The sequence below is a fragment of the Campylobacter concisus genome (genome assembly GCF_002092845.1).
In the GTDB taxonomy this organism is placed as follows: domain Bacteria; phylum Campylobacterota; class Campylobacteria; order Campylobacterales; family Campylobacteraceae; genus Campylobacter_A; species Campylobacter_A concisus_AQ.
The window spans coordinates 1-14901 of record NZ_LVXF01000042.1; the positions used below are offsets into that span (position 1 = coordinate 1).

A 14901-nucleotide genomic window follows, 5' to 3' on the forward strand; every position below is an offset into this window, starting at 1 on the left:
AAATAACGGCATGGACGAAGCTGTAAAAGAAGCCGTAAAAAGCGGCAAAGCTTTTATTGGTATTTGTCTTGGCATGCAGCTTTTATTTGAAAAAGGTTTTGAATTTGGTGAACATGCTGGGCTTGGACTGATAGCTGGTGAGGTCGTAAAATTTAATGAAGCTAATTTCGATAAACCATTAAAAATACCCCACATTGGTTGGAACGCTTTGGAATTTAAGCAAAATAGCCCATTAAATTTAGGACTAAAAGAGCTTGAGTATTTATATTTTGTACATAGCTATCATGTGGTTTGTGATGATAAATTTGCACTGGCAAAGACGACTTATGGATATGAATTTACAAGTGCGGTTTGGCATGAAAATATCTTTGGCTTTCAGCCTCATCCAGAAAAAAGTCATGAAGCTGGACTTAAAATTTTAGAGAATTTTGCGAGGTTGTGATGGAAATTTTTCCAGCAATAGATCTAAAAGAGGGGCAAGCAGTTAGACTTAGCAAAGGTCTTATGCAAAGTGCAAAAATTTATAGCAACGAGCCAAGTGAACTTGCTAAGAAATTTGAAGATTATGGCGCAAAATGGCTTCATGTGGTTGATTTAGACGGTGCATTTGCTGGAGAGACGATAAATTTTAAAACAATTGAAAAAATTACAAAGGCTACAAATTTAAACGTCCAAGTAGGTGGTGGCATAAGAGATGAAGAGCGAATAAAACGCTATTTAGACCTTGGAGTTAGCAGAGTGATCCTTGGCTCAGTAGCTCTTAGAGATCCAGAATTTACAGCAAAAATGGCTGAAATTTATAGAGTCGTAGTTGGCATTGATGCAAAAGATGGTTATGTGGCTGTGCAAGGTTGGGGCGAGATTTCAAATATAAAAGCAGTCGATCTTGCAAGAAAATTTGCAGATGTTGGCGTGGAAGCTGTGATTTGTACCGATATTAACAAGGATGGAATGCTTGGCGGAGTTAATGTTGAGTTTAGCTTGCAAATAGCTAGAAATAGCAAGCTTGAGACAATAGCAAGTGGTGGCGTGAGTGATATAAATGATATTTTGATGCTAAAAGCCACAAATGAGATTAGTGGCGTAATAGTTGGGAAAGCCTACTATGAAGGGTTGCTTGACCTAAAAGAGGCCTTTAAACTACTTAGATAGCGTTAAAGCTTTTATAAATTTAAATTAGCTAGAATAGGGCAATTTTTACTAAAAGGATATTATGTGAAGATTTTGGTTGTAGATGACAGTTCAACAATGAGAAGAATCATAAAAAATACTTTACAAAGGTTAGGACATCAAGAAATTCTTGAGGCTGAGCACGGTCTTGAGGCCTGGAATATCTTAACTCAAAATGAAGGTATCGAAGTTCTTATCACTGACTGGAATATGCCTGAGATGAATGGTCTTGAGCTTGTTAAAAAGGTAAGAGCAGAGCAGAAGTATGTTGATATGCCTATCATAATGGTAACAACAGAGGGCGGAAAAGCCGAAGTTATAACAGCTTTAAAAGCAGGTGTTAATAACTACATCGTTAAACCTTTTACGCCACAAGTTTTAAAAGAGAAGCTTGAAGACGTTCTTGGTTAATGAAAGATAAATTCTACGAATTAAGCATAAAAACATCAAATTTTTATGATGAAATTTTAGAGCTAGTTTTCTCTTTTGGAGTTACCTGTGTTGAAGAGCTAGATCACGAGATCATCATCAGGGAAGAGTATGATCTAAAAGATATAGCTTGGGGTATCGAAGAGTATGCAAAAGGGCTCTCTAGTGTTCGTAAAATTTCAAATGATTTAAAAATTTCTCTTAATTTAAAAGAAAATAAAGACTGGCTAGGTGAATATAAAAAGGCAGTTAAGCCTATTTTGGTTGATAAAATTTATGTTAGACCTAGCTGGGAAGAGCCACTTAATGGCGTAACAAATATCATAATCGACCCAGCTCTAGCCTTTGGCTCAGGGCACCATGAAAGCACAAATTCTTGCTTGCAGCTTTTACAAAAATATGCAAAAAGTGGCAATACTACTTTAGACGTGGGCTGCGGAAGTGGAATTTTAAGTATCGCCCTGGCAAAGCTTGGCTGTAAGGTCGATGCTTGTGATACAGACGAGCAAGCCACGCAAAGCTCAATTAGCAACGCCGAGTTAAATGAGGTTAAATTTAATAAAATTTGGACAGGCTCTATCGCGAATTTAGAGCAAAAATATGACATTGTCGTAGCAAATATCATTGCTGATGTCATTTTTATGCTCTCAAATGACTTAAAAAAATCGCTTAAAAAAGGCGGCTACTTGGTATTGTCAGGAATTTTAAACAAATACGAAGATAGGATTAAAGATACGTTTAAGGATTTGAAGCTAATTGAGATAAAACAAAGTAACGATTGGAGTAGCTTTGTTTATAAGGAAATAGATGAATAACCAAAATAATAACCAAAATAATGGCGATAATAACGGTTTTTTTAATAAAAATCCTATTTTCATTTTTGCTATTTTTGCGATAGTTATAGTTCTAGCTTTTAGAAGCTTTAGTGGAGACGGACTTGGTGGCTCTTTTGGGCTAAATAGTAATGCCCAGAGTAAAATGGTAGCTTATTCTGAATTTAAAGATATGTTAAAAAATAAGCAGCTAAATGAGGTTGCTATCTCAGAAACTACCATAAAAGGCATAGGTAGTGACAAAACCATCTACCTCGCAAAGCGTATAAATGATCCAACGCTCATTGGTATACTTGAGCAAAATGGCATAACTTATAGCGTTTATAGCGAAAATAACTGGTTTGGTGATCTTATATTTTCATGGATCATCCCGGTATTTATATTTTTTGCTATTTGGATGTTTATTGCTAGTCGTATGCAAAAGAATATTGGCGGTGGCATACTTGGCATAGGAAGTGCAAAAAAACTTATAAATTCTGAAAAACCAAAAGTAAAATTTGACGATGTCGCAGGTGTCGAAGAGGCAAAAGAAGAGGTTCAAGAGATAGTTGATTATCTAAAAAGTCCTGATAAATATCTAAGACTTGGGGCAAAAATTCCAAAAGGTATTTTACTAGTTGGCCCTCCAGGTACTGGTAAAACGCTTCTTGCAAGAGCAGTTGCAGGCGAGGCTAGTGTTCCATTTTTCTCTATGTCAGCATCAAGCTTTATAGAGATGTTTGTCGGTGTTGGCGCAAGTAGGGTTAGAGATCTTTTTGAAAATGCTAAAAAAGAGGCTCCAGCGATCGTTTTTATAGATGAGATCGATGCGATCGGTAAAAGTAGAAATTCTGGTCCGATGGGCGGCAATGACGAGAGAGAGCAGACGCTAAATCAGCTTCTTTCTGAGATGGACGGCTTTGATGCGGACAAGTCGCCAGTCATTGTTATAGCTGCTACAAATAGACCTGAAGTTTTGGATGCTGCGCTTTTAAGGCCAGGTAGATTTGATAGGCAAGTGCTTGTTGATAAGCCTGATTTTAAAGGACGCTGCGACATTTTAAAAGTTCACATGAAAGATGTAAAGATCGGTAAGGATGTAAATATCGAAGATATTGCAAGGCTTACGACTGGTTTAGCTGGTGCTGATCTTGAAAATATCATAAATGAGGCAGCACTTCTTGCAGGACGTAAGTCAAAGACTTTTGTCGAGCAGGCCGATCTTGTGGAGGCCGTTGAGAGATCGATTGCTGGTCTTGAGAAAAAGTCTCGCCGCGTAAATCCAAAAGAAAAAAGGATCGTCACTTATCATGAGTGTGGTCATGCCTTGATAGCTGAGCTAACAAAAGGTGCAAAAAGGGTAACAAAAGTCTCAGTCGTGCCACGTGGTCTTGCGGCACTTGGCTATACTCTAAATACGCCTGAAGAGAATAAATTTATGATGCAAAAGCATGAATTGATAGCAGAAGTAGATGTGCTTTTGGCTGGTAGGGCTGCTGAAGAGGTGTTTATTAAAGAAATTTCAACCGGAGCTAGTAACGACCTAGAGCGTGCGACTGATATCATAAAAGCTATGGTTAGTATGTATGGTATGAGTGATGTTGCTGGTCTTATGGTGCTTGAAAAACAACGTGCTACGTTTTTAAATGGCGGTCAAAGCATCAAAGATTACAGCGATAAGATGGCTGAAAAGGTTGATGAGTTTGTAAAAACACTTCTTCATGAAAGATATACAGCTGTGCTTGGTCTTCTTGAAATTTATAAAGGCGCTATTGAAAATATGGTATCAGCACTTTATGAAGAAGAAACAATCGAAGGAAAAAGAGTTAGAGAGATCATTAAAAACTATGAGATCGAAAATGATCTAGAGAGCAGACTCGTAGAGATAGAAGAAGACGAAAAGAGTAAAAAAGAGGAATAAAAATGAGTGGCTATATCGCGAAAGCAGGATATAAATTTATATTATTTTTTCTAATTTTATTTGTTTTATCTTTGCTGTTTGGGATCTTGCCACTACTTTTTGCTATTTTACTTTTTTTGGGGCTTTATTTTTTTAGAGACCCTGAGAGAGAGCCATTTTCTGATGATAAATTGGCTTTACTATCGCCAATTGATGGCAAGATAAAAGAGATCAGTGCTTCAAATTTTGACAATAATGAAGTAGCTAAGATCGTCATAAAAAAATCTTTTTTTGATGTTGGTACATTAAGGGCTGTAAGTGATGTAAAAGTAGCTGAAATACGCAAAAGACATGGCTTATTTTTGTGTCAAGCTATGAAAATTTCAGAATTTTTAAATGAAAGAGCGATTATTCGCTTTGAAAAAGAGAATATAAAATTTGTTATGAAAATTATAGCTGGAGCTTTCAGTCGAAGTTTAGAAATTTCAAATGTTACTAGCCTGAAAGCATCTAGAAAATTTGGTTTTTTAGGAAGTGGTGAGGTGATTTTATACTTGCCAAGAGATACTAAGATATGTGTAAGCGTTGGAGAAAGCGTAAAGGCTGCTTCACTTTTGGGATATTTTGAAGAGGGAAAAAGAGATGAATAACATACAAAAGATGCAACTAATGTATATCTTGCCAAATTTATTTACAGCAGCTAGTGCTTTTTTGGGTGTTATTAGTATTATTTCATCTATTCAAGGTAACTATTTCAAAGCCATTATTTATATAATCTTATCGCTTATTTTAGATGGACTTGATGGACGCGTGGCTAGACTTACAAAGACAACTAGTAAATTTGGGGTAGAGTTTGATAGCCTTGCAGATCTTGTTGCTTTTGGTGTAGCGCCAGCTATTTTATTTTATTTGACTATTGGTAAAAATTTTGGCAGATTTGGAGCGCTTATAGCTGCTATGTTTGTGGTTTTTGGAGCGATAAGACTAGCACGTTTTAATGTCACCACCGGTACTTATGAGCCAAATGTTTTTATCGGACTTCCTATTCCATCAGCAGCTATTGTGAGCGTACTTTGGGTTGGTATTTATATCGACTATACTTTTTTAGAGGGATTTGAGTGGTGCTTGATGCTACTTGAAGCTACTCTGGCAGCTTTAATGGTTAGCAACATCCGCTATCCAAGCTTTAAAAAAATAAATTTAAAACAAACTCATGTGATAAGAATTTTAGTAACTCTTGTAGTTGCGTTTTCGATGCTTTATCTATATCCATTTGAAAGTGCGACTTTGGTTATGAGCGTCTATATGCTTTATGGTATAGTAAGAGCCACTATAATGTTTAGTAAAAATTCCAAAAAAAAGGAGAGCGAATGAGCGAAAATGGCGTCATAAAATCACGTAAATTTTTACCAAAAATCGAAATCAAAAACTCTCTACTGCTGCTACTTAGGTAGCAAATTTCTCTTTACTTAACTCATCAAATTTAAAATTTAAATATAAAAAATACAAAAGGACAAAAATGGATAAGAATAAAATTATAATCTTTGATACGACTTTAAGAGATGGTGAGCAAAGCCCTGGTGCATCGATGAATACAGCTGAAAAACTACAGATCGCACTTCAGCTTGAAAGGCTTGGCGTGGATGTTATGGAGGCTGGATTTGCAGCGGCAAGCCCAGGAGATTTTGATGCGGTAAACCAAATAGCAAAGCAAGCCTCAAATATCACGGTTTGCTCTCTTGCACGTGCAGTTGAGCGTGATATCAAGGCAGCTGGCGAGGCATTGGCTCCAGCTAAAAATAAGAGAATTCATACATTTATAGCGACAAGTCCAATTCATATGGAGTACAAGCTAAAAATGAGCCCAGATGAAGTAATAAAACGTGCAGTCGAGTCTATAAAATACGCAAAAACCTTTTGCGATGATGTAGAGTTTAGCTGTGAGGACGCTTGTAGAAGTGAAATGAGCTTTTTAAAAGAAATTTGTGATGCTGCTATAAATGCGGGTGCAAAAACTTTAAATATCCCTGATACAGTTGGTTATTTATATCCTGAAGAGATAACTGCTCGCATTAGTGAAATAGTAAAATTTGTAGGCGATAGAGCGATAATCTCTGTGCATAATCACAATGACTTAGGTATGGCTACGGCAAACTCGTTAGCGGCTATAAAAGCTGGTGCAAGGCAGGTCGAAGGTACAATAAATGGCATAGGTGAGCGTGCTGGAAATGCTGCGCTTGAAGAGATCGTGATGGCTATCAAAACCCGCCAAGACGTCTTTGCTCCATTTTATACAGACATTATCTCAAAAGAAATTTATCCAACTTCAAGACTGATTGCTAGTATTATAGGCATTGAGCCTCAACCAAATAAAGCTATCGTTGGTAAAAACGCATTTGCTCATGAGAGTGGCATACATCAAGACGGCGTGCTAAAACATAAAGAGACCTATGAGATAATTAGCGCCGAGAGCATAGGCCTTGAGAAAAATTCTCTTGTTTTAGGTAAGCATAGTGGTCGCCACGCGTTTAAAGATAAGCTTGCTAGCCTTGGATTTGACCTTGATAGCGATGCTCTTAATAAGGCATTTGAAAAATTTAAAGAGCTAGCTGATAAGAAAAAAGAGATATTTGATGACGATATTAGGGCTCTTGTAGCTGAAGAGATTACAAAAATTCCACAAGCTTATGAGATCACGGCTCTTCTTCAAAGTAGCGGCGGAAGCCTTGCGAGTGCTTCAATTAGTATAAAACACAATGATGAGATTATTAGCGACTCAGCTCTAGGAAATGGTACTGCTGATGCGATATTTAAGGTGGTTGATCGTATTAGTGGTATTAGCGGCACGCTAAAAGACTATAAAGTGGCGTCTGTTTCTCAAGGCAAGGATGCACTTGCAAAGGTTGATGTAAAGGTCGAGTTTGAGGGTAAAACGGCTGTAATAGGCCATGGACTTGACATAGATACTATGATGGCAAGCGCAAAAGCCTATGTTGGCGCGCTAAATAGCTACATTCGCATACACAAAAACTAAAATTTTAGCCGGCTGTTAAAATTGCAGCTGGCTACTTTAAATTTAATCCAAAAACTATATAAATTTTTAAAATTCAAAGTCTTTATTTTAAAAAAATAGAATTTTTACCATCTTTGCAAATTTTAAAATCTTACTCACCCGCCTTAGCAACTTACTAATTTTAGGGCTCATAAACATTCGCCACTAAATTTAGAGCCGAAATTACTCGCTCATAAATTTTAAAATTTGCTAGATTCTCATCTTGGATTGTTAAATTCGTGTTTTGTAGAGCTGGCTACCAAATTTATATCCAAAAAATACCAGCTCTAATTTGAAATTTTGCTTGGAGAGTAAATTTTTGACTTACTACCCAACTATCTTTTTAACAGCTAACGAGGCTAAATTTAGCCCAAAGCAAGCAGTCACGCCCATGAAGCTTCCAAGCGGCTTGCAACGTGGCTCTTCTGTTGAAAAAACCACATCAAATTTACCGCTAAAGCCTGATTTTTTGAGCTCATATCTATATTTTCTAGCTAGCGGATCGACCGAGGTTTTCCACACGCTAGCCACCTTTATCTTAGTTGGATCGATCCTTTTTGCCCCACCCATCGAGGCTATAAATTTGCTAGGATCTACCGCATTTGCAAGGGCGATCTTGGCGGTGATATCATCGATCGCGTCGATCACCACGTCAAATTTACTAAAGTCAAATCCAGCGACAAACTCAGGCGTGATCAGCGTCTGCATAGGCGTGATGCAAGGATAAATTTTGGCAAACTCCTCCACCTTTACGCCGCCTACATTTTCGCTGTAAATTTGGCGGTTTTGATTTGTCACATCAAAGATGTCTTTATCGATTAAAGTGATGTGCCCAACCCCGCTTCTAGCAAGCGCATCCACGCACATTCCGCCCACACCACCAGCTCCGCAAACTAGCACTTTTGCCCTTTGAAGTCTGCTAAAACCATCCTCGCCAAAGAGCCATCTTATCCTCGTAAATCTATCATTTTGCATCAAATTTCCCCTTTAAGCCCTCCAAACTCTCATACGAAGTCATATTTAGTTTTATGGGTGTTATCGTGGCAAAGCCCTCATTTACCTTGCTGATGTCGCTTGGCTCGCCTTTTTCGTATTCAAGTGCGGCGTTTCCAAGCCAGTAGTACTCGATGCCTCTTGGGTTGCGATTAAGCGTAGCATGCGTGGCGTAGGTGCGTTTGCCAGCTGGGACGACGGAGTAGCCTCTGAAATTTTTGCTAGTTACAGCCGGGATATTTACATTTAGAAATTCTCTTTGATTTAGCAAAATTTCACCCTCTAGCACCTTTGGTACGATAAATTTCACCACCTCTTTTGCTAGCTCAAAGCCAAGTTCATTTAATGAATTATTTGCATAAAACTGCGAAAAGGCGATACTTCTAATGCCTTGCAAAACGCCCTCCATCGCCGCTCCGCACGTGCCAGAGTAGGTGATATCTTCGCCCAAATTTGCTCCGTGGTTTATGCCACTTATCACAAGGTCTGGTTTTTTGTTATAAAGTGCGTGAAGTGCGAGATAGACGCAGTCACTGGGCGTTGCGTCATCTAGTTTAAAAAAGTTATCATCAAGTTTTATAAATCTAAGTGGCCTTGTGAGCGTCAAAGAGTGAGCGCAGGCTGATTTTTCAGAGCTTGGAGCTACGATCGTGACGTTCACGCCATCTAGCTCGCTTAAAGCTTCTTTTAAAGCAAGCAAGCCAGTCGCTTCAAATCCATCGTCATTTGTTATCAAAATTTCTTTCAAATTTTATCCTTTAGAGGCTTGGATTTTATCACAGCTTTCTTAAAATTTTAAAGAATTTTTGCGTATAATGCCCCCCAAAAAAGACCTGATGAAAGTGTGTAAATGAAAATTTTAGTCTCTGCTCTTGAGCCATCGGCAAATTTGCATTTAAAAGAAATTTTGAAAAATTTCGAGGGCGAATTTGAGCTTATGGGAATTTTTAGCGAAGAGCTTGGCACGCCATATATGAAAAGTAGCGAGTTTTCAGCGATGGGTTTTGTCGAGGTTTTGCCGCTCATCTTTAAAGCAAAAAAGGCGATAAAAGTGATGAGCCAGATGGCAAAAGAGGTTGATGCTGTGCTACTAATCGACAGTCCAGCCTTTAACCTACCGCTTGCAAAGGCGATAAAAGAGGCTGGTGCAAAAGCAGCCGTGACATACTACATCTTGCCTCAAGTTTGGGCGTGGAAGTCAAAAAGAGTAAGCATTGTGGAGAGATACTGTGACAACCTAGCTTCGATCTTGCCATTTGATGCGAAATTTTATAGCCGATCGACCTACGTGGGTCATCCTTTGATGGATGAGATAAAGCTTAAGAAAACTAGCCTAAGTAGCAGTGGCAATGTGGCGTTTTTGCCAGGATCAAGAAGGTCAGAGATTTTAAGACTGATGCCAGTTTATAGAGAGCTTGCTAAAAAGATAGAAGCAAAAAGGCTGCTTGTCGTGCCGCCATTTTTGCTTGATAAAGTTGGTGAAATTTATAGTGATGTGAGCGATTTTGAGGTCGTCTCAAATACGCCTGAAGCTTTGTATGATAGCGATTTTGCCTTTGTTTGCTCTGGCACTGCTACGCTTGAGGCAGCGCTCATTGGTACGCCATTTGTGCTAGCTTACAAGGCAAAAGCAATAGATGTTTTCATAGCTAGAAAATTTGTAAAGATCAAGCACGCGGGACTTGCAAATATAATGTTTGACTTCATGGGCAAAGAGCCGCTTCATGAGGAGTTTATCCAAGAGCTTGCAACGGCTGAAAATTTGCTAAGAGCTTATGAGAGCTGCGATAGGCAAAAATTCTTAAAAGGTTGCGATGAGCTAAGGGCTTACCTAGGGCATGGCAGTAGTAAAAATGTAGTAAAAATTTTAAAAAATATGGAGTAAAAAATGAGTGAACCAATGACAATGCACGGATACGAGAAGATAGAAGCTGAACTAAAAGATCTAAGGCTGGTGCAACGCCCTCAAATAGTAACTGAGATCGACATCGCAAGAAGCCACGGCGATCTAAAAGAAAATGCTGAGTATCACGCTGCAAAAGAGAAGCAAGCCTTTATAGACGCTAGGATCGCTGAGCTTAGCGCACTTTTAGCAAATGCCGAAGTGATCGATCCAAGTAGCTATGAGCACGATAGAGTTAGGTTTGGCTCAAGTGTGACGATAATGGACGAGGAAACCGAAATAGAGCATACATATACGATAGTTGGCATTAGCGAAAGCGACATCGATAAAGGCTATATCTCGATAAACTCACCTCTTGCAAAGCAGCTTTTAGGTAAGGCCGAGGGTGATGAAGTTGTGCTAAATTTACCAAAAGGCAGAAGCGACGTTGAGATCGTAAAAATTTGCTACAAGCCTATAAAATTTGACTAAAAAGATGGGACAAAGAGCTAGAAACTGCTTTTTGGCTCTGCTATTTTTTAATTAAGGCAAAATTTGAGCAGATATCTATATGCCCCCGTTATAAAAGAAGGTGCAATCTTTTTAGCTGATGCCCATGAAAACGTAAACCGAAATGGTTTTTTAAAATTTTTAAGAGCCATTGATAATGGTGAGATCAAAGAGCCGCCACAAATTTTTTTGTTAGGTGATATGTTTGACTTTCTAACGGGCGAGGGCCAATACACAATAGAATTTTACGCCGAGCACTTAAGTCTTATCAATAAAATTTCACAAAAGGTAGAAATTTTTTACTTCGAGGGCAACCACGATTTTAGACTTTCAAATTTATTTAATAAAACAAGAGAAATTTGGGATGGGCGTGAGATGCTGCGTTATAAAAGAGTTAGGGTTTATGATATTTACGATCAGCCAGCAAATTTTAAGACGATCAATGAAGAGCGCGTCCAGATCGCACATGGTGATATATTTTTACCTTTTATAGATAAATATGCACTTAGATTTTTGCGCGTAAAATGGTTTTTAAAATTTATGAATACATTGGATAAATTTTTAAATTTTAAAATATCAAAAGCGATACTAGCCAAACTTACTAAGAAAAATTTAGACTATAAAATTCCTAATTTTAAGGAGCTAATGAGTAAGCATTTGCAAGGATATGAGGCTAATATCGTGATAGAAGGACACTATCATCAAGGCGAGCAATTTAATATTTATGATAAGTTTTATATAAATTTACCTTGTTTTGCATGTGAGCAAAGTTATTTTGTTGTAGAATACGCCCAGCAAAAGTTAAATTTGCTCAAAATGAGTTTGAAAGGACATTGATGTTTGGAGATAACGTACTAAAAACGGACTCAAACGAGATGGAACTTGTTGATTTTCGTATCTTTAAAAAGACCGAAAACAAAGTATATGAAGGAATATACGGAGTCAATGTCGCAAAGGTGCGGGAGATCATTAAGATGCCAAATCTTACAGAGCTTCCAGGCGTTCCTGAGTATATCGAGGGAATTTTTGATTTAAGGGGCGTGGTGATCCCTGTCATAAATTTGGCAAGGTGGATGAATATTATCGAGCCAACTGAAGGCGTAGTTATAAAGCCACGTGTTATTATTGCTGAGTTTAGTGGTATTTTGATCGGTTTTATCGTCCATGAGGCAAAAAGGATCAGACGTATAAGCTGGAAAGATATCGAGCCTGCAAATTTTGCTTCAGGTTCTGGCGCTTTAGATAAAGGCAAAATAACAGGCGTGACAAGAATAGAAAATGATGAAGTTTTGCTTATCCTTGATCTTGAAAGTATTGTTGAAGAGCTTGGAATTTACTCGCCAAAGATCGAATTTGATGTAACAGACGATCAAAAATTAAAAGGTGCTGCTTTGGTTTTAGATGATAGCTCGACTGCTAGAAAACTAGTAAAAGACGCACTTGAGAAGATGGGACTTAGCGTAGTTGAGGCTAAAAACGGCGTTGAGGGCTTGGAGAGAATGGAAGAGCTTTATCAAAGATATGGAGATAACTTATCAAGAGAGCTTAGAGTTATCTTAAGTGATATTGAAATGCCACAGATGGATGGATACCGTTTTGCTTCAACTCTTAAAAATGATGAAAGATTTAAAGAAGTTCCAATAGTATTTAACTCCTCATTGAGTAATGATTTTAGCGAAATCAAGAGCAAAGAAGCTGGTGGTGCGGCGTATCTTACAAAATTTGATGCAAGCATATTTTATCAAGAAGTGCTAAAAGTTATTGAAGCACATTCTAAATCTGCAAAATGAGGTGAAACATGGATGATATGAAAGAAATAATGGAAGACTTTTTAATAGAGGCTTTCGAACTTATTGAGCAGATAGATCACGACCTTGTTGAGCTTGAGTCAAACCCTGAAGATTTGGAATTATTAAATAGAATTTTCCGCGTTGCTCACACAGTAAAAGGTAGCTCAAGTTTTTTAAATTTTGATGTTTTAACAGAGCTTACTCACCATATGGAGGATGTTTTAAATAAAGCTAGAAAAGGCGAGCTAAAGATCACTCCAGATATTATGGACGTAGTTCTTGAGTCAGTTGATATGATGAAAGGCTTGTTAAGCAGCATTAGAGATCATGGAAACGATACAGCTGCTGGCATTGATATTAAAAACATTTGCGCAAGACTTACTCAAATTTCTGAAGGTGAGGCTCCAGCAGCAGCTCCTGAAGCTCCTGTCACGCCAGTAGCTGAGCCAACACCAGAGCCGGCAAAAGAGTCAGAGCCAGCCGCGCCTGCCGAAGAAGCACCAGAGATAAGTGATGCTGAGCTTTCAAAATTAAGTGATTCAGAAGTTGAAGCAGAGATAGAAAGACTCTTAAAAGTTAGAAAGGCTGAGGATCAAGCAAGGCGTGCTTCAAAAGGCATAGCTCCAAAATCTCCTAGTGAGATAGCTCCGGCTGCAAGTAGTACTTCAGCTCCAGCTGCAAAAGCAGAGAGTAAAGAAAAGGATGGAGATAAAAAGGTCCCAGCAGCAAGCAGCGGTGCAGTAGCGCAGGAACAAACTATACGCGTTGAAGTAAAAAGACTTGATCACTTAATGAATCTAATCGGTGAGCTTGTTCTTGGTAAAAACCGCTTATTAAAAATTTATGATGACGTGGAAGAGAGATATGAGGGTGAGAAATTCCTTGAAGAGTTAAATCAAGTAGTCTCAAGTCTAAGCTTAGTGACTACTGATATTCAGCTTGCCGTTATGAAGACAAGAATGCTTCCAATAGCAAAAGTCTTTAATAAATTCCCACGTATGATACGCGATCTTAGCCGCGACCTTGGTAAGCAAATCGATCTTGAAATTTCAGGTGAAGAGACTGAGCTTGATAAGTCAATCGTAGAAGAGATCGGCGATCCACTAGTTCACATAATTAGAAATTCATGCGATCACGGCATCGAAGATCCTGAGACAAGAAAGGCAGCAGGTAAACCAGAAAAAGGCCTTGTTCAACTAAAAGCTTACAATGAAGGCAACCATATCGTTGTTGAGATAGTTGATGATGGTAAGGGTCTAGATGCTGACATGCTTAAATCTAAATCGATAGAAAAAGGCATCATCACTGAGCGCGAAGCTGATGCGATGAGCGAAAAAGAGGCATTTGGCCTTATCTTTAGACCAGGATTTTCAACTGCGGCAAAAGTTACAAACGTATCTGGTCGTGGTGTTGGTATGGACGTTGTTAAGACAAATATTGAAAAGCTAAATGGTATCATTGATATTGAAAGTGAAGTTGGAAAAGGCACAGTTATGAAGCTTAAAATTCCACTCACACTTGCGATTATTCAGTCACTACTTGTTGGAACACAAGAAGAATTTTACGCTATTCCACTTGCTAGTGTTCTTGAAACTGTTCGTGTACCGATTGATGATATCTACACGATCGATGGCAAAAATGTACTAAGACTAAGAGATGAAGTCTTATCTCTTGTTAGACTTTCTGACGTATTTGGTGTTGAAAAGGCATTTGATGGCGGAGATCAAACTTATGTCGTAATAATCGGTGTTGCTGAAGCAAAACTAGGCATTATCGTCGATACTTTGGTTGGACAAGAAGAGATTGTTATTAAATCAATGGGTGATTATTTACAAAATATCCCAGGTATTGCTGGTGCGACTATTAGAGGTGATGGCCGTGTGACATTGATTATTGACGTTGGTGCTATGATGGAGATGGCAAAAGATATCAAGGTAGACATTAGAGCCGAAATAGAAGATAGCACAAAAGCAAAGGAAAAACCAAGTGATTATAAAGTCTTGATAGTTGATGACTCAAAAATGGATAGAACTATCATGCAAAAAGCGCTTGAACCAACTGGGGTAACAATAATAGAAGCTACAAATGGTGTTGAGGCATTAAATATCGTAAAATCTGGAGAGCACTCCTTTGATGCGATCTTGATAGATATTGAGATGCCAAGAATGGATGGATATACACTAGCTGGCGAAATTAGAAAATACTCTAAGTACAGAAATTTACCACTTATTGCTGTTACATCAAGGACGTCAAAAACAGATAGATTACGTGGCGTAGAAGTTGGAATGACTGAGTATATTACAAAACCATATTCAGCCGAGTACTTAGAAAATGTCGTTAGAAAGAATATAAAATTAGCTTAG

15 protein-coding genes are annotated in these 14901 nt (G+C 38.2%); 13 read left to right on the plus strand and 2 right to left on the minus strand.

The features are described 5' to 3' along the window. The 8 genes from hisH to A3854_RS09125 form a co-directional block, all read left to right on the plus strand. On the plus strand, positions 1–442 hold a 442-nt coding region (hisH, locus tag A3854_RS09090), incomplete at its 5' end, for an imidazole glycerol phosphate synthase subunit HisH (RefSeq protein ID WP_141081845.1). Next, positions 442–1152, plus strand: coding sequence for a 1-(5-phosphoribosyl)-5-[(5-phosphoribosylamino)methylideneamino]imidazole-4-carboxamide isomerase (hisA, locus tag A3854_RS09095; protein ID WP_084042208.1), 711 nt, complete (start codon positions 442–444; stop codon positions 1150–1152). The genes hisH and hisA, both read left to right, overlap by 1 nt. Before the next feature lie 63 nt (positions 1153–1215). After that, on the plus strand, positions 1216–1581 hold the full coding sequence (locus A3854_RS09100; protein WP_002939933.1) for a chemotaxis response regulator CheY: 366 nt from the start codon (positions 1216–1218) through the stop codon (positions 1579–1581). Next, positions 1581–2414: a 50S ribosomal protein L11 methyltransferase gene (locus tag A3854_RS09105; protein WP_084042209.1), complete on the plus strand. Its 834-nt coding sequence runs from the start codon at positions 1581–1583 to the stop codon at positions 2412–2414. The genes A3854_RS09100 and A3854_RS09105 overlap by 1 nt, the downstream gene beginning before the upstream one ends. Continuing rightward, entirely contained in the window at positions 2407–4332 is a 1926-nt protein-coding gene (ftsH, locus tag A3854_RS09110; protein WP_084042210.1) for an ATP-dependent zinc metalloprotease FtsH, read from the plus strand. The genes A3854_RS09105 and ftsH overlap by 8 nt, the downstream gene beginning before the upstream one ends. 2 nt (positions 4333–4334) lie before the next feature. Next, complete coding sequence (locus A3854_RS09115) at positions 4335–4961, plus strand: phosphatidylserine decarboxylase (RefSeq protein ID WP_021091662.1); 627 nt, start codon at positions 4335–4337, stop codon at positions 4959–4961. Further along, the gene (gene pssA, locus A3854_RS09120; RefSeq protein WP_084042211.1) at positions 4954–5685 is read left to right on the plus strand and encodes a CDP-diacylglycerol--serine O-phosphatidyltransferase; all 732 of its coding nucleotides are present in this window, start codon (positions 4954–4956) and stop codon (positions 5683–5685) included. Before A3854_RS09115 ends, pssA begins: the two co-directional genes overlap by 8 nt. Before the next feature lie 145 nt (positions 5686–5830). Continuing rightward, the gene (locus A3854_RS09125; protein ID WP_084042212.1) at positions 5831–7345 is read left to right on the plus strand and encodes a 2-isopropylmalate synthase; all 1515 of its coding nucleotides are present in this window, start codon (positions 5831–5833) and stop codon (positions 7343–7345) included. Positions 7346–7690: 345 nt separating this feature from the next. Here A3854_RS09125 and A3854_RS09130 read toward each other — a convergent pair whose 3' ends face one another. Both A3854_RS09130 and surE read right to left on the minus strand, forming a co-directional pair. Further along, positions 7691–8338, minus strand: a complete 648-nt coding sequence (locus A3854_RS09130; protein WP_084042213.1) for a tRNA threonylcarbamoyladenosine dehydratase — start codon at positions 8336–8338, stop codon at positions 7691–7693. Beyond that, positions 8328–9104: a 5'/3'-nucleotidase SurE gene (surE, locus tag A3854_RS09135; protein ID WP_084042214.1), complete on the minus strand. Its 777-nt coding sequence runs from the start codon at positions 9102–9104 to the stop codon at positions 8328–8330. Before surE ends, A3854_RS09130 begins: the two co-directional genes overlap by 11 nt. A gap of 102 nt (positions 9105–9206) precedes the next feature. On the opposite strand from surE, the gene lpxB reads away from it, so the two are divergent. From lpxB to A3854_RS09160, 5 genes are all read left to right on the plus strand, one after another. Continuing rightward, positions 9207–10241 carry a lipid-A-disaccharide synthase gene (gene lpxB, locus A3854_RS09140; protein WP_084042215.1) on the plus strand — a complete coding sequence of 345 codons (1035 nt, stop codon included), beginning with the start codon at positions 9207–9209 and terminating at the stop codon, positions 10239–10241. 3 nt (positions 10242–10244) lie between these two features. Then, positions 10245–10730 (plus strand): transcription elongation factor GreA, encoded by a 486-nt coding sequence (greA, locus tag A3854_RS09145; protein ID WP_072594430.1) that lies wholly within the window; start codon positions 10245–10247, stop codon positions 10728–10730. A 63-nt stretch (positions 10731–10793) separates the two neighbouring features. Beyond that, complete coding sequence (locus A3854_RS09150; RefSeq protein WP_084042216.1) at positions 10794–11585, plus strand: UDP-2,3-diacylglucosamine diphosphatase; 792 nt, start codon at positions 10794–10796, stop codon at positions 11583–11585. Beyond that, positions 11585–12538: a chemotaxis protein gene (locus tag A3854_RS09155; RefSeq protein ID WP_021091802.1), complete on the plus strand. Its 954-nt coding sequence runs from the start codon at positions 11585–11587 to the stop codon at positions 12536–12538. The genes A3854_RS09150 and A3854_RS09155 overlap by 1 nt, the downstream gene beginning before the upstream one ends. Positions 12539–12546: 8 nt before the next feature. Then, positions 12547–14901: a hybrid sensor histidine kinase/response regulator gene (locus A3854_RS09160; protein WP_084042217.1), complete on the plus strand. Its 2355-nt coding sequence runs from the start codon at positions 12547–12549 to the stop codon at positions 14899–14901.